The sequence below is a fragment of the Promicromonospora sp. NPDC060271 genome (genome assembly GCF_042726755.1).
Classification (GTDB): domain Bacteria; phylum Actinomycetota; class Actinomycetes; order Actinomycetales; family Cellulomonadaceae; genus Promicromonospora.
In genome coordinates this window covers 1-15,080 of record NZ_JBHXBG010000133.1, presented here as the reverse complement: position 1 = coordinate 15,080, position 15,080 = coordinate 1, and the positions used below count along the sequence as shown (strand labels likewise).

At 72.8% G+C, this 15,080-nt stretch carries 13 protein-coding genes; 12 read left to right on the top strand and 1 reads right to left on the bottom strand.

Annotation, left to right across the window (positions count from 1 at the left end; genetic code table 11):
* The first annotated feature begins 167 nt into the window (after positions 1–167).
* The 4 genes from ACFWE2_RS18675 to ACFWE2_RS18660 are packed head-to-tail and all read left to right on the top strand — an operon-like array spanning position 168 to position 3,574.
* Positions 168–839 carry a VOC family protein gene (locus ACFWE2_RS18675; protein WP_377225718.1) on the top strand — a complete coding sequence of 224 codons (672 nt, stop codon included), beginning with the start codon at positions 168–170 and terminating at the stop codon, positions 837–839.
* A gap of 44 nt (positions 840–883) precedes the next feature.
* Complete coding sequence (locus ACFWE2_RS18670; protein WP_377225717.1) at positions 884–1,702, top strand: ABC transporter permease; 819 nt, start codon at positions 884–886, stop codon at positions 1,700–1,702.
* Positions 1,695–2,612, top strand: coding sequence for an ABC transporter permease (locus ACFWE2_RS18665; RefSeq protein WP_377225716.1), 918 nt, complete (start codon positions 1,695–1,697; stop codon positions 2,610–2,612). Before ACFWE2_RS18670 ends, ACFWE2_RS18665 begins: the two co-directional genes overlap by 8 nt.
* Positions 2,609–3,574: an ATP-binding cassette domain-containing protein gene (locus ACFWE2_RS18660; protein ID WP_377225715.1), complete on the top strand. Its 966-nt coding sequence runs from the start codon at positions 2,609–2,611 to the stop codon at positions 3,572–3,574. Before ACFWE2_RS18665 ends, ACFWE2_RS18660 begins: the two co-directional genes overlap by 4 nt.
* Positions 3,575–3,599: 25 nt before the next feature.
* Here ACFWE2_RS18660 and ACFWE2_RS18655 read toward each other — a convergent pair whose 3' ends face one another.
* A complete protein-coding gene (locus ACFWE2_RS18655) occupies positions 3,600–4,913 on the bottom strand; it encodes a cytochrome P450 (RefSeq protein ID WP_377225714.1) in 1,314 nt (437 codons plus the stop codon).
* A 170-nt stretch (positions 4,914–5,083) separates the two neighbouring features.
* Here ACFWE2_RS18655 and ACFWE2_RS18650 point away from each other — a divergent pair, with 170 nt between their 5' ends.
* The 8 genes from ACFWE2_RS18650 (at position 5,084) to ilvC (ending at position 14,956) form a co-directional block, all read left to right on the top strand.
* A complete protein-coding gene (locus tag ACFWE2_RS18650; protein ID WP_377225713.1) occupies positions 5,084–6,292 on the top strand; it encodes a 3-oxoacyl-ACP synthase III family protein in 1,209 nt (402 codons plus the stop codon).
* On the top strand, positions 6,286–7,092 hold the full coding sequence (locus tag ACFWE2_RS18645; protein ID WP_377225712.1) for a glycosyltransferase: 807 nt from the start codon (positions 6,286–6,288) through the stop codon (positions 7,090–7,092). The genes ACFWE2_RS18650 and ACFWE2_RS18645 overlap by 7 nt, the downstream gene beginning before the upstream one ends.
* Complete coding sequence (locus ACFWE2_RS18640; protein ID WP_377225711.1) at positions 7,089–8,393, top strand: cytochrome P450; 1,305 nt, start codon at positions 7,089–7,091, stop codon at positions 8,391–8,393. The genes ACFWE2_RS18645 and ACFWE2_RS18640 overlap by 4 nt, the downstream gene beginning before the upstream one ends.
* A complete protein-coding gene (locus ACFWE2_RS18635) occupies positions 8,390–10,093 on the top strand; it encodes an AMP-binding protein (protein ID WP_377225710.1) in 1,704 nt (567 codons plus the stop codon). Before ACFWE2_RS18640 ends, ACFWE2_RS18635 begins: the two co-directional genes overlap by 4 nt.
* Complete coding sequence (locus tag ACFWE2_RS18630) at positions 10,090–11,064, top strand: NAD-dependent epimerase/dehydratase family protein (RefSeq protein ID WP_377225709.1); 975 nt, start codon at positions 10,090–10,092, stop codon at positions 11,062–11,064. Before ACFWE2_RS18635 ends, ACFWE2_RS18630 begins: the two co-directional genes overlap by 4 nt.
* Positions 11,065–11,358: 294 nt before the next feature.
* Entirely contained in the window at positions 11,359–13,239 is a 1,881-nt protein-coding gene (locus tag ACFWE2_RS18625) for an acetolactate synthase large subunit (RefSeq protein ID WP_377225708.1), read from the top strand.
* A 16-nt stretch (positions 13,240–13,255) separates the two neighbouring features.
* Positions 13,256–13,780 (top strand): acetolactate synthase small subunit, encoded by a 525-nt coding sequence (ilvN, locus tag ACFWE2_RS18620; RefSeq protein WP_116676587.1) that lies wholly within the window; start codon positions 13,256–13,258, stop codon positions 13,778–13,780.
* A gap of 147 nt (positions 13,781–13,927) precedes the next feature.
* The gene (ilvC, locus tag ACFWE2_RS18615) at positions 13,928–14,956 is read left to right on the top strand and encodes a ketol-acid reductoisomerase (RefSeq protein ID WP_377225707.1); all 1,029 of its coding nucleotides are present in this window, start codon (positions 13,928–13,930) and stop codon (positions 14,954–14,956) included.
* The last annotated feature ends 124 nt before the right edge of the window (positions 14,957–15,080 follow it).

Sequence of the window (15,080 nt, the reverse complement as noted above, 5' to 3'; positions counted from 1 at the left end):
GCGCCGCGGCGGGGGGGGGGGGCGCCACCGGGGGGGCCGCGCCCGGGCCCGGCTCGCCCGGGCCTGGGCGCGCGGGCCTGGTGCGCCCGCTGTGGACGACGACGTTCGAGTGTCGGTGACTCGTGCCATGGTGGGGGCCCGGACGACATCCACCCCAGGAGTGACCCATGACCGACGCGATCACCGCCGCCGAGTTCACCGCGGCCGAGGGCACGGGCGACTGGCGTGTGCTGAGACGGTCCGCCCTCGCGCGCTTCGCCACCGGCTCCTTCACCCGGGGAGTGCGGCTGGTCACCCGCATCGGCGCCCTCGCGGACGCCGCGAACCATCATCCGGACGTCGACCTGCGCTACGGGTCGGTCACCGTGCGGACCTGGTCGCACGACGTCGGCGGCCTGTCCGCGCGGGACGTCGCGCTCGCCCGGGAGATCTCGATGGCAGCCCGCGAGCTGGACGTCGCGGCGGACCCCGCCCGGGTCAGTGACGTCGTCCTCTGCATCGATGCGACGGCAGGCCCTCGGGTACAGGCGTTCTGGCAGGCGCTGCTGGGCCACGACGCCCACCCGGACCACGCCGACGACGCGGCCGCAGCGCGGCTGAGCGACCCGGACGGGCGGCTGCCGGCAGTCTGGTTCCAGCGGTCCGACGAGCGGCGGGAGCAGCGCAACCGCATCCACGTGGACGTATGGGTGCCCCACGACGAGGCCGAGCAGCGGGTCGCCGCGGCGCTCGCGGCGGGCGGCCGGCTGGTCACCGACGAGTTCGCCCCGGCGTGGTGGGTGGTCGCCGACGTCGAGGGCAACGAGGCCTGCGTATCGACCTGGCAGAACAAGTTCTAAAAGAGAGTGAGATCCTGCCGTCGGGCAGGTAAGGTCTCGCGCTTGTGCGCCCGCTCCCTTCCCCCGCCAGGAACCCCTACTGGCGGTTCCTGGTAGCGGGATTCCGCGGGCAGTCCGCCTACCCGCTGGCCACGCTGGCGGGCCTGGTGGCCAACGCGACCTTCGGGCTGCTCAAGGGCGGGATCATGGGCGCGGCGGTCGAGAGCTCGGGCGGTGAGCTCGCCGGCTACTCCGCGGCGACCATGGCGGCCTTCGTCTGGCTGGGCCAGGGCATGCTCGGCTCGGTGAACTTCTGGGGCGGCAGCGACCTCCAGACCCGGATCAAGTCGGGTGACGTCGCCGTCGACTTCCTGCGGCCCGTGAGCGTGCAGGCGGCCAACGTGCTGACGGACATCGGCAAGGGGCTGTTCGCCCTGCTGCCACGTGGGCTGCCGAGCGTCGTCATCGGGGTGCTCGTCTCCGGCATGGCCCTGCCGCCCGACGCTGCCGCGTACGCGCTGGGGCTGACCAGCCTGCTGATCGGCATCGCGGTCTCGCACGCCACCGTCTACGCGGTGGCCACCTCTGGGTTCTGGCTGGTGGAGACCCGCGGCGTCAGCGTGCTCTACATGGCCGTCTCGGGATTCTTCGCCGGCCTGTTCACGCCGATCTACCTGTTCCCGGACTGGCTGCTGACCCTCGCGCTGCTCACGCCGTTTCCCGCGATGATGCAGTTCCCCATCGACGTGCTCTCCGGGCAGGTCACCGGTTCGGCGGTGTGGCAGCACCTCGGGGTGCAGCTCGTGTGGCTGGCGGTGGTGCTCGTCGTCGGGCACCTGACCACGCGGGCCGGGCGCCGAAGGCTGGAGGTGCAGGGTGGCTGAGCCGGAGATGCAGCGCAGGGTGCGGGCCGAGGAACGAGGCACTCGCCCGCAGCGGAATCGCAGGCTCGGCCACCGGAGAGCACTGGCTGAGCCGGAGACGCGGCGCAGGGTGCGGGTGCTCCGCGCCTACCGGATGGTCCTCGCGAGCCGTGCGCGCTCGCAGGCGAGCCATCGGGCCAGCTTCCGGCTGGACCTGGTCGGGGCGGTGCTCATCGGGCTCATCGAGTTCACCGAGATCTGGGTGCTGTACTCGGCGACGGACGAGATCGGCGGGTTCACGCTCGCCCAGATCATGCTCGTGTTCGGCCTGGCCGACGTCGCGTTCTCCCTGGCCAACCTGGTCGCGGGACACTGCGACAGCCTGCCGGTCTACGTGCGCGCCGGCACGCTCGACGTGTTCTTCCTGCGGCCGCAGCCGCTGCTGGCGCAGCTCATGACCAGCGACCTCAGCCTGCGCCGGATCGGGCGGTGCCTGGTGGGTGCGACGGCCCTGACCGTCGGGCTGGTGCTCAACGACATCGACTGGAGTGCGGGCGCCGTCGGCCTGCTGGTGCTCGCCCTGGTCTCCGGGTTCGTCATCTTCACCGCGCAGTTCGTCACCGCCGCCGGCCTGCAGTTCTTCCTGATCAACGGCTCCGAGATGACCAACGCGTTCGTCTACGGCGGCCGGTACGCGGCCTCGCAGCCGGCCGGCGTGTGGCCGCGCGCCCTGCTGGTCGTCTTCGGCGGCATCTTTCCGGTGGCCTTCGCGGCCTACCTGCCCGTTGCCACGCTGCTCGGCCTGCCGAGTCCCGTCGGGCTGCCGACCTGGCTCGGCTGGCTCGCGCCGGTCGCCGCCCTCTGGGCGGTCGCCGTCGCGGGGCTGTGCTGGCGCTGGGGCCTTCGTCACTACCGAGGAGCTGGTGGATGAACATCATCGAGACCGACGGCCTGACCCGGGTGTTCACGGGGCGGCCCGACCGGAAGAACGCGTTCCGCCGCAGCAGGCACGTCGCGGTGGCCGACCTCGACCTGACCGTCGAGGCAGGCGAGGCGGTCGGCTACATCGGGGCCAACGGCGCCGGGAAGTCGACGACGATCAAGATGCTCGTCGGCATCCTGGTGCCCACGAGCGGCACGGTGACCACGGCCGGGCTGCACCCCCTGAAGCAGCGCCGCGCGCTGGCCCGCCGGATCGGCGTGGTCTTCGGGCAGCGGTCCCAGCTCTGGTGGGACCTGCCGGTGGAGGAGTCGTTCTCCATTCTCGCGGCCATCCACTCACTGTCCGCGGCCGACGAACGCACCAGGACCGCCGAGCTGGTCGACATGCTCGAGATGGGGGAGTTCCTGAGCACCCCGGTGCGCCAGCTCTCGCTGGGCCAGCGCATGCGGGCCGAGGTCGCCGCCGCGCTGCTGCACCGTCCCGACCTGCTGATCCTCGACGAGCCGACCATCGGTCTGGACGTGCTGTCCAAGCAGCGCCTGCGGGAGTTCCTCGTGGCGCAGCGGCGCGAGCACGGCACGACGCTGCTGCTCACCACGCACGACATGGGCGACGTCGAACGGCTCTGCGACCGGATCCTCGTCGTGGACCACGGCAGGCTCGCGTTCGACGGCACCCTCGACGGGCTGGCCCGGACCGTCGGAGCGCGGCGCGAGCTCGTCGTCGACCTCGCCACCCCGACGGGTGACCTGGTGGACCTGGCGGGCGCCGAGCACGTCCGCAGCGAGTCGGGCGGCCTGCGGCAGCGCCTCGCCTTCGACCCGCAGCGCACGACGGCGGCGCGCGTGCTCGCCGCGGTCTCCGAGCGGGCGGAGGTGCTGGACCTGTCGATCGCCGAGCCCGACATCGAGGACGTGGTCCGCGAGATCTACCGCGCCACCCGCCGCTGACCCCGCTGCCCGTGAGAGAGCCCGGTCAGGAACGGGTGACGAGCAGCTCCGACCAGGCGGGGATCAGCACGCCCCTGGCCGCTCGACGGCGGACGACGCGCAGCGGCCGGTCCTCCGACCACAGCATCCGCAGCAGGGTGCCGATCTCGGCCCGGGCCAGCGCAGCGCCGAGGCACAGGTGCCGCCCGGCGCCGAACCAGAGCTGGCGAGACTCGCGCACGTACGGGCGGTCCGCGCGGAACGGCCCAGCGGCGGCGTTCGCGGACCAGACCAGCAGCATGATCCGCTCGCCGGCCCGCAGCCGCGCGCCGCCCACCTCGACGTCGGCCGCAACCCCTCTGCCGATCACCGACGCCGGGCTCGTCACCCGCAGCCCTTCGCGCACCACGTTCTCGACCGGGTCGGCCTCCCCGGGATTCAGCAGCCCGGCCGCACGCTCGTCGCTCCCGTCCCGGCCGGGCGCCGGGGCCACCGCACCCGGCTCGGCCGCCGCGCGGATCGCCGCGAGCATCCGGTGCTGCTCACCCGTGTCGATCAGCAGGGCCGTGATCCGGCCCATGGCGCTCGCGGCGGTCTCGGTGCCGGCGACCATGAGGAGTGACGCCAGGCCGGACGTCTCGGTCAGCCCGAGGCCGAGCTCCCGGCAGCGGCCGAGCAGGGTGTCCGGCGGTGCGTTCCGCCAGCCGTCGGGGATCCCCGCGTTCAGCTCCGCGACGATGCCCTGGGCGGTAGCCACCTGGTCGGGCGTCAGGATCGTCGACCCAGCGGTGCCGAGGGCCACGGAGGCCAGCCGCTCGCCGGTCTCGAAGATCCGCAGTGCACCCTCGTCGTCGGGCCAGGACCCGCCGTGCCCGGCGGGTCGGGGGATGCCGAGCAGGCAGATGACCATGCGGCCCACCAGGACCCGGGAGAGGTGCGCGACGTCGAGCGTGCCGCCCGAGCGCAGCACCTCGCCCGCGACGGCGACCCGGTCGTCCCAGGCGGCGCTCACGAGATCACGCGAGACGGCCTCCGTGAACAGCTCGCGCGTGCGGGTACGCAGGTCGTGGTGCCCGGCGCCGTCGAACAGGTCGAGCACCCAGTCACCGAGGATCTGGGCCCACAGGTTCCCGACGCCGCCCTCACCGAGGATCGTGAACGAACGGTGGTCGCGGAGGACCGTTCGCGCCACCACCGGGTCCGCCGTGACCCACCCGATGCCGGGCACCCTACGAACTGGTGAGCCGCCGAGGGGCGACCCCTGGGCGGCCGTGCCGGCCAGGAGCAGCCCGGCCATCGCGGGCCGGGCGCGGTAGAGGAGGCCCAGCTCGTGCCGAGTGGTGGGAAGGACGTGGGTCACGGCCGTCACCCTACGGCCAGGCCAGCGTGCTTGACTCCGGTTCAGCAGGCGCCAGGCGACCACTCGCGGGTGAGTTCTGGTACCCCTGGGCCTGCTGAACGCGACGCAGCACGGCGGCGGCCGCGTCGATCGTCACCAGCGCGTTATAGGCGTGCCCTACTCTGTCGCGGGTGCTTCCCGAACCGGCCGCCGTGCTGAACCCGGCACCTGATCGACCTGCTGAGCCCGCGGTGTCGCCCCGACCGTCCCCGCGCCCCGTCGCCCGCATCACCGACGTCGCCGTGCACCTGCCCGAGCGCACGCGCGACGTGGCAGAGGCCGAGCGCGAGCTGCACCGCAGGAACCCGAAGGTCGCGCCGCGCATCCCGATGGTCTCGCGCCTGACCGGTGTGCGCCGCATCCATGTGGCCGACGACGACCAGCAGGCCTCCGACCTCGCCGTCGCCGCCTCCCGCACGGTCCTTACCCGCGCGGGCCTGCGGGCGGACGACGTCGACCTCCTGATCTTCGCGTCCGCCACGCAGGACATGATCGAGCCGGCGACCAGCCATATCGTGGCCGCGAAGCTCGGCATGCGCGCCCCGGTGATGGACGTCAAGAACGCCTGCAACTCGGTGCTCAACGGCATGGAGGTGGCCGAGGCGCTCATCGGCACCGGCCGGTACCGCCGCGTGCTCGTCGCATGCGGCGAGATGCCGACGCGCGGGGTGCGCTGGGACGTGCCCGACCGCAGCACGTACGCGATGTCCGCGGCCGGCTACACGATGTCCGACGCCGGGGCCGCGGTGCTCGTCGAGGCGACCGGGGCCGGGAGCCTGCCCGCCCTCGGAGCAGGGGCCGCCGCGCACGGACACCAGACCGATCTCGAGGACGGTTTCGAGGACGACCTGGCGGCCGAGCTCGCCGGGCTCGTCGAGCCCGCTGACAGGCCGTCGGGAATCCTGGCCTCGGTGTTCGCGGCCGAGTCGCAGCACTGGGACGTCGGCATGCTCCCGGGCGGCGGCACCGTGAACCCGCGCGACCCCGAGCGCAGCTACTTCGAGATCGACGGCTCACGGCTGCGGGAGGCCTTCGTCGCCTTCGGTCCGGGTCCCGTCGAGCAGGCGCTGGCCGCCGCGGGCGTGACCATCGACGACGTCGCGCTCATCGCGGTGCACCAGGTGGCCGTTGGCTACCTCGCGGACGTGCACCGCGCGCTCGGCGTACCGGCCGACCGCACGATCCTCACGGTCGCCGACCACGGCAACATCGCCTCGGCGACGCTGCCGCTGCAGCTCGCCACGGCGCTGGAGTCCGGCCGCCTGCGGCGCGGCGACGTCGTGCTGCTGCTCGGCCTTGCCGGCGGGATCAGCATGGGAGCGATGGTGGTCCGGTGGTGACCCCGGAGCGGAGCGAGGGCGCGGGTGAAGCAGCAGGACGCCCGCGGCTCGCCGTCGTCGTGCCCGCGCTGAACGAGGCGCACGAGCACGGGATCCTGCGCACGCTCGAGGCGCTGCACGCGCAGGAGGACGACGACTTCGACCTGGTGGTCGTGGACAACGGGTCCACCGACGGCACACCCGACGTCGTGCGCAAGGCGATAGCCGACTGGGGACGGCTGCGCTGGCAGATCGTGACCGAGGACCAGAAGGGGACCGGCGCCGCGGCGGACACCGGCATGCGCGCGGCGATCGCGCTCGGCGCCGAGCTGCTGGCCCGGACGGACGCCGACTGCCTGCCGCCGCCGGGGTGGACCAGCGCGGTGCGGGAGGCGTTCGCCTCGGGTGACGAGCTGATCGCCGGCCGGCTCGTCCCGCGCGACGACGACCTGCCCGTGTCCCGGTTCCAGCAGGGCGTGCTGTCGTTCGCGCTGTGGGCGTCGAGCACGTTCGGCAAGATCCGGCCCGGCAACCAGGACGAGGGCTACCTCGGTCCGTACGTCATGACGCCCGGCTGCAACATGGCGATCACCGCCTCGCTGTACGAGCGGGCTGGCGGGTTCCCGCGCACCCGGATCGAGGACCTGCACGAGGACCGCGCGCTGGTCAACGCGGTACGACGGCTGACGACGCGGTACGCCGAGCACCGCTCGGTGTGGGTGCGCGCCTCGACGCGCCGCGTGCACGCCTGGGGGCTGGTGCGCACGCTCGGCTGGTACGCCGACCACCGCTACCGGCCAGAGGTGGTGGACATCCGATGACGCCCTCCCCGGTAGCGGCCGCCGTCGTCGATCGCCGTCCACCGGTCGTCACCGCACAGGGCCACGGTTGGGCCTCGCCCGAGGCCTTCTGGGAGGAGCGGGTGCAGCGTGCCGCGCATCCGCTCGCGTACCCGGCGCTGCGGTCCGTGCGGGACCGGCCGGTGGTCCGGGTGCCGCGCATCGGGGTCGTGGTGAGCGACGCCGAGGTGGCCCGCGAGGTGCTGCTCGACCTCGACCACTTCTCGAAGGTGGGCCCGGGAGCGCCGTCGGACCTGTGGACGCCGGTGCTCGGGCCGTCGGTGCTGCTCAACATGGAGGGCGCCGAGCACGCCGCGCTGCGGCGCGCGCTCGGGCCGCTGTTCTCGCCGCGGGCGGTCCGCGAGCTCGTGGCCGCGGACGGTGCGGGCGGTGCGGGTGCGCTGCCCGACCTCACGCGGCGGCTCGCAGCGGGGGAGACCGTCGACCTGGCTGAGACGGTCAGTGCACAGGCCGGCGCCGTGATCTGCGGGATGGTGGGGCTGCCGCCGACCGACGAGGCGGTGCGCTCGTCGATGGCCGCCGCGAGCGCGATCACCGGGATGGTGCGGCTGCACCGGCACGGGCTGACGCGGTCGCAGGTGACGCAGGCGCGCACGGTGCTGGAGCGGCTCACCGCGCCCGCGCGAGCGGCCTACCGCGCCGGCGACCCCGCGACGGTTCCCGGGCGGATGCGCGACCTCGGGCTGTCCGAGCGGGAGGCGATGGGAGCCGTCGGGGCGTTCGTGCTCACGGGGACGGAGACCATCCAGTCGTTCGTGCCGCGGCTCGTGGCCATCGCGCACGACACGGGGTGGACCGCACGGCTGCTGGCGGACGACGCCGCGCTGCGCAGGCGCGCCGTCGAGGAGGGGCTGCGCGTCACCGTGCCGACGCCCGCGATGCTGCGTTCGGTGCGGGCCGGCACGTCGGTGGGCGGTGTGCCGGTCACGGCGGGGGACCGCGTGGTGATCGCCACCGTGAACTGCTGCCGGGCGGGCGGCGGTTTCGATCCGGACCGGCCGGTCGAACCCGCGGTGCGGCACCTCTGGTTCGGGGCGGGCCCGCACTTCTGCCTGGGCATGCCGCTCGCGATGGCGCAGGTCGACGCGGTGCTCGACGCGCTGGCGGCGGCGGCGGACGGACGGGTGCCGGTGGTGGGACGACGCCGCGCGGCACGCGGTGTGCTGGTCCCGGCGTACGGCTCGCTGGAGCTCTGCCTGCGGGGTGCGGACGGCGCCACGGGTCTGGTCCCGGCGTCGACGTGGACGCGGGAGGCGTCGTGAGGCACCTCGTCGACGAGCTGCTGGGCGTCGCGCGGAGCACGCCCGACGTCGTCGCGCTCCGCTGGTTCGGCGGCCGTGACGGCGGGCGTGTGCGCGAGGAGGTGACGTTCGGCGGCCTTGCCGAGCGGGTGGAGCGGACGGCGGCCGGGCTGCGAGCGCAGGGCCTGGAGCCCGGCGACCGCGTGCTGTTCAGCATCCGGCCCCGCCCGGAGGGTGTGGTCCTGTGCCTGGCGGTCCTGCGTGCCGGCGGTGCGGTGGTGTTCGTCGACCCCGGTTCGACGCCGGAGCTGTTCGCGGCCCGGATCGCCGCGGCGAGGCCGCGCTGGGCCGCGACGGAGGCGCTGCTGTACGCGGCGTCGTCGGGTCCGTTGCGGGGGATCGCGCGGGCTCGCGGCCTGCTGCTCCCGGACTACGGGCGGCTGCCGGTGCGGCACCTGTACACCGGCCCGTGGCTCCCTGGCGTGCCGCGGGGCGCGCGCCGGGTGGCGCGGCTGGGGGTTCCCGGGCCGTCCCGGGCTCCGGAGGAGGTGGCGGAGGTGGACCGCGAGGCGCTGGTCGTCTTCACCTCCGGGACGACGTCGGACCCGAAGGCCGTCGTGCACACCGTGCGAACGCTCGGCGGCATGCTCGACCTGTTCGCTCAGGTCGGGGAGCTGAAACCGGGGCAGCGGGCGCATACGGACCAGATGTTCCTCGGCCTGCCGGCGATCATGGCCGGCGGTACGTGGGAGATCCCCGCGCGGGCCCCGAAGGATGCGCCCGACGCGTTCGCGCGCGGGGTCGCGGGGGCGGACTCCTCGTTCCTCGTGCCCGCCGACGTGACCGCGCTGCTCGACGTCCTGGAGGCCGGGCACGGAACCGAGGACACGGGGGCCGCCGCGAGCGCGGCGGGTCCGGCCGTGCTCGCGGTCGGCGCGGCGCCCGTCACGGTCGCGCTGCTCGAACGTGGCCGTCGTGTCCTGCCGGGTACGCGCTGGCTCGCCGTGTACGGCGCCACCGAGATCCTGCCGGCGGCGGTGACCTCCGCTGACGAGAAGATCGCGGCGGCCGCGGCCGGGGATCTCGTCGGCCGTCCGCTCGGTGGCATCGGCGTGCGGATCGACACGGCGGCGCGGGAAGCGGTGGACCAGGTGGACCCGAAGGACGTCGTCGACCCGGACGAGCGCGGGGTGGGTGAGCTCGTGCTGACGGGACCGTCCCTGATGGCCGGGTATCTCTCCGACCTCGACGCGGGCGGGGCAAGGGCGATCGAGCACCGCACCGGTGACCTCGCCTACCAGGACGCCGAGGGGCGGATCGTGCTCGTCGGTCGCAACCGGGACATGATCATCCGCGGGACGGTGAACATCTACCCGGGCCTGTTCGAGCCCCGGCTGCGGGAGCTCCCGGGCGTCGCCGACGCCGTGCTGGTCGGTGTTCCGGTGCCCGACGGCGACGAGCGGGTGGTCCTCGTCGTGACGGCCGAGGGAGCGACGGCCGCGGGCGGCACCCGGGACGCGGGCGCGGCTCCCGTGGTCCGGGCCGGCACGGAGCTGGCCCGGGCGGTCACCGACCAGGTGGGGCAGGTCCTGGACCATGGCGCGCTCCCCGACCTGGTCGTCGAGGCGACGCACGTGCCGGTCGCCGGCCGGTCGCGGAAACCTGATCGTCGCGCACTGGTCGATCTGGTTTCACCGTTGGCGGGTACAGTGCGCGCATGAGGGTGGCGGTGACCGGTTCGTCTGGTTTTGTTGGTGGTGCTGTGGTCCGCGACCTGGCGGCACGTGGTCACGAGGTGATCGCGTTCTCGCGCCGGGTTCCGCGCCTGCCCGTCGGCTCGCCGCATCAGGTCCTGCACCAGGTCTGGGACCTCCGGGACGGGCCGCTGGCCAAGGAGGACCGGCCGGAGCACGTCGACGCCGTCGTGCACTGCGGTGCCGCGGTGCACGACGGCGGCAGCCATGCCCGCGCCTGGGTGGTCAACGTCGAGGGCACCCGCGCGGTGCGCGAGACGTTCCCGGAGGCGCGGTTCGTGCACGTGTCCTCCGGCAGCGTGTACGACCCCCGCACCCCGAGCGTCGCGGCGACCGAGGCGGAGGCCCCGGCGCACGGCTACGTCAACGCCTACGGCTCGACGAAGGCGGCCGCGGAGCGGTACCTGAGCGCCGATGCCGCGCGCGGGGACCGGGGGCCCGTGATCGTGCTGCGGCCGCACGCGGTCTACGGACCCGGTGACACGACCCTGCTGCCGCGCCTCGAGTCGGCGGCCGTCGGCGCCTGGCTGCCGCTGCCCGGTGGCGGCAAGGTGCGTCAGCACCTCACGCACGTCGACACCCTGGTGCTGGCGATCCGCGCGGCGCTGGTCGCCGACGTCGAGCCCGAGGCGGCCGCCGGACGGCCGCTCGTGGCCAACGTGGCGGACGCCCGGCCCGTCGACCTCGACGAGACGATCGAGCTGCTGATGTTCGCCAGGTTCCGGCCCGTGCAGGTGATCGGCATCCCTGTCCGGCTCGCCAACGCCCTGGCCTGGGCGGGCGAGCGGGTGTCCCGCTGGACGGGACGTGAGCCACGCCTGTCGCGGTACGCCATCAGCCACCTCGCGATGGAGCGGACCTACGATCTGACGGTGCTGCGCGAGCGGCTGGGCGTCGACCCGGCGCCGACGTCGCTGCACGGTGCGATGAGCTGGTAGCCGACCCGGGCCTGTGGGTCAGGAGGCGCGGGATCGTGCGGCTCCGCACCCTCGGCGTCTCGGATCGTGGGACCATCGGCCCGCTGGGTGACATCGCCGCAGATTCGGCGTAACGTGCGTCACGTGCAGACGATCATTCTTGTAGTACTTCCTGAGCGCGCGGCCTAAGCCCAGCACAGGCATCGTCCGCGCGCTCACCCTGGCAGTCCTTGCTTCCCAAGGACCCGGGGTTTTTTTGTTGTCACGAACGCTCGCTTTCGCCTCGGGGACGGGGCGCGACGGCAGGAGATCCGTATGACCGGCACACCGACACCCGCACAGATCGCTGCGCGCGCCGAGGCGCGTGACCAGGTGCGCACCGAGCTTCGGTCCCGCGTGGGCAGCGGCAAGGCCGAGCCAGAGGCCGCCACGCCTCGCGTCGGTCCGGAGGAAGTCACGGGTGCGCAGTCCATCGTCCGCTCGCTCGAGGAGGTCGGTGTCGACACCGTCTTCGGCATCCCGGGTGGCGCGATCCTGCCCCTCTACGACCCGCTGATGGACTCCGCCAAGCTCCGCCACATCCTCGTGCGGCACGAGCAGGGCGGCGGGCACGCGGCCTCGGGCTACGCCCACGCGACCGGCAGGGTCGGGGTGACCATGGCGACGTCGGGCCCTGGTGCGACCAACCTCGTGACGCCGATCGCGGACGCGCACATGGACTCGATCCCGCTCGTCGCGATCACCGGCCAGGTCAATTCCGCCGCGATCGGGACGGACGCGTTCCAGGAGGCGGACATCGTCGGTATCACGATGCCGATCACCAAGCACTCCTACCTGGTCACGGACCCGGCCGACATCCCGCGCACCATCGCCGAGGCGTTCCACATCGCCTCGACGGGGCGGCCGGGGCCGGTGCTCGTGGACATCGCGAAGTCGGCGATGCAGTCGCGCACCACGTTCTCGTGGCCGCAGGAGCTGCAGCTGCCCGGTTACCACCCCGTGACGAAGCCGCACTCGAAGCAGATCCGGGAGGCCGCGAAGCTGCTGGCCACCGCCAAGCGCCCGGTGCTGTACGTGGGCGGCGGCGTGATCCGGTCCGGCGCGGCGGACCTGCTGCGCCAGCTCGTCGACCTGTCCGGGGCGCCCGTCGTGACGACCCTGATGGCCCGCGGCGCGGTGCCGGACAGCCACCCGCAGCACCTCGGGATGCCCGGTATGCACGGCACCGTGCCCGCGGTGGCGGCGCTGCAGAAGGCGGACCTGATCTTCGCGCTGGGCGCCCGGTTCGACGACCGTGTCACGGGCAAGCTCTCGAGCTTCGCCCCGCTGGCCGCGATCATCCACGCGGACATCGACCCGGCGGAGATCGGCAAGAACCGCGAGGCGGACGTCCCGATCGTCGGCGACCTCCGCGAGGTCATCGGGGACCTGCTGCCGGAGCTGGCCCGCGAGCACGCGGAGCACGGCAAGCCCGACGTCGAGGGCTGGTGGCACCAGCTCGAGGAGTGGCGCCGGACCTATCCCCGCGGCTACAGCCAGCCGGAGGACGGCAACCTGTCGCCGCAGCACGTGATCCAGCGTCTCGGCGAGCTGACCGGCCCCGACGGCATCTACGTCGCGGGCGTGGGGCAGCACCAGATGTGGGCGGCCCAGTTCATCAGCTACGAGCGGCCCAACACCTGGATCAACTCCGGCGGGCTCGGCACGATGGGCTACTCCGTCCCCGCTGCGATGGGCGCGAAGGTCGGGCAGCCGGACCGGACGGTCTGGGCGATCGACGGCGACGGCTGCTTCCAGATGACCAACCAGGAGCTCGCCACCTGCACGATCAACGACATCCCGATCAAGGTGGCGGTGATCAACAACAGCTCGCTGGGCATGGTGCGGCAGTGGCAGACGCTCTTCTACGAGTCGCGCTACTCCAACACCGACCTGCACACCGGCCACGGCACGATGCGCGTGCCGGACTTCGTGAAGCTCGCCGACGCGTACGGCTGCGAGGGCATCCGCGTCGAGCACGCCTCCGACGTCGACGCCGCGATCAAGCGGGCCAACGAGATCGACGACCGGCCCGTGGTCGTGGACTTCACCGTCTCGCGTGACGCGATGGTGTGGCCCATGGTCGCCGCCGGCGTGAGCAACGACGACATCCAGTACGCACGCGGCATCTCGCCGGCGTGGGACCGAGAAGACTGAGCGAGGACTGCATCCCATGTCGAGGCACACCCTGTCCGTGCTCGTGGAGAACAAGCCCGGCGTGCTCACGCGCGTCGCCGGGCTGTTCGCCCGGCGCGCGTTCAACATCCACTCCCTGGCGGTCGGCCCGACGGAGCACGAGGAGATCTCGCGCATCACCGTGGTGGTCGACGTCGAGGAGCACCCCCTGGAACAGGTCACGAAGCAGCTCAACAAGCTGATCCACGTGATCAAGATCGTCGAGCTCGAACCCGAGTCGTCGGTGCACCGCGAGCTGCTGCTCGTCAAGGTGCGGGCCGACGCCGCCACCCGTACCGGGGTGCTCGAGGTCGTCGAGATGTTCCGGGCGCGCGTCGTCGACGTCGTGCCGGAGTCCGTGGTCATCGAGGCCACCGGACCCGCCGCGAAGCTCGACTCCCTCCTCGCGGCGCTGGAACCGTACGGCGTCCGTGAGATCGTCAAGTCCGGGACCCTGGCCATCGGCCGGGGCGCCCGTTCCATCACCGACCGCGCGTTCGAGCGCGCGGTCCGGTCCGCGTGAGACCAGAGTGAAGTGGAGGGTGGGGACCGAGGAACGAGGTACCCGCCCGAAACGGAACGCCGGTCTCACGCGGCGACAGACACTGCGTGACCTACTTTCCATCCCAGGAACCACTCCACCGAGAAATGACACTGAGGAGCAAGAACCGTGGCTGAGCTGTTCTACGACGATGACGCCGACCTGTCGATCATCCAGCAGAAGAAGGTTGCCGTGATCGGTTACGGCAGCCAGGGCCACGCGCACGCCCTGAACCTGCGCGACTCCGGTGCGCAGGTGACCGTCGGCCTGCGCGAGGGCTCGGCGTCCCGCGAGAAGGCCGAGAACGAGGGCCTCGCGATCGCGACCGTGCCGGACGCCGTCCGGGAGGCCGACGTCGTCGTCATCCTCGCGCCCGACCAGGTGCAGCGGCACCTGTACGCCGAGGACATCGCGCCGAACCTCAAGGAGGGCGCGGCGCTCGTCTTCGGGCACGGCTTCAACATCCGCTACGGCTACATCAAGCCCGAGGCCGGCCACGACGTGCTCATGGTCGCCCCCAAGGGTCCTGGTCACATCGTGCGTCGCGAGTTCGCTGACGGCCGCGGCGTGCCCGTGATCGTCGCGGTGGAGCAGGACGCGTCCGGCACCGCCTGGGAGCTGGCGCTCTCGTACGCCAAGGGCATCGGCGGCCTGCGTGCCGGCGGTATCAAGACGACGTTCACCGAGGAGACCGAGACCGACCTGTTCGGTGAGCAGGCGGTGCTGTGCGGCGGCGCCTCGCAGCTCGTCCAGTACGGGTTCGAGACGCTGACCGAGGCCGGCTACCAGCCGGAGGTCGCATACTTCGAGGTGCTGCACGAGCTCAAGCTGATCGTCGACCTGATGGTCGAGGGCGGCATCGCCAAGCAGCGCTGGTCCGTGTCCGACACGGCCGAGTACGGCGACTACGTCTCCGGCCCGCGGGTCATCGACCCGCGCGTCAAGGAGAACATGAAGGCCGTGCTGGCCGACATCCAGAACGGCGCCTTCGCGGAGCGGTTCATCGCCGACCAGGACGCCGGCGCCCCCGAGTTCAAGGAGCTGCGCGCCAAGGGCGAGCAGCACCCGATCGAGGCGACGGGCCGCGAGCTGCGCAAGATGTTCTCGTGGATCAAGCCGTCCGACTCGGACTACGTCGAGGGTTCGGCCGCGCGCTGACCCTCTCGCGCTGAACCTCGCGTCGGCCGTGCGGTTCGGGAGCCTGGTCCCGGGAGGGCCAGCGGCTCGGGGAGCGTGTACTGATCCGGGGTGTGTTGCTCTGCGTGGACACTGTCTACGCAGC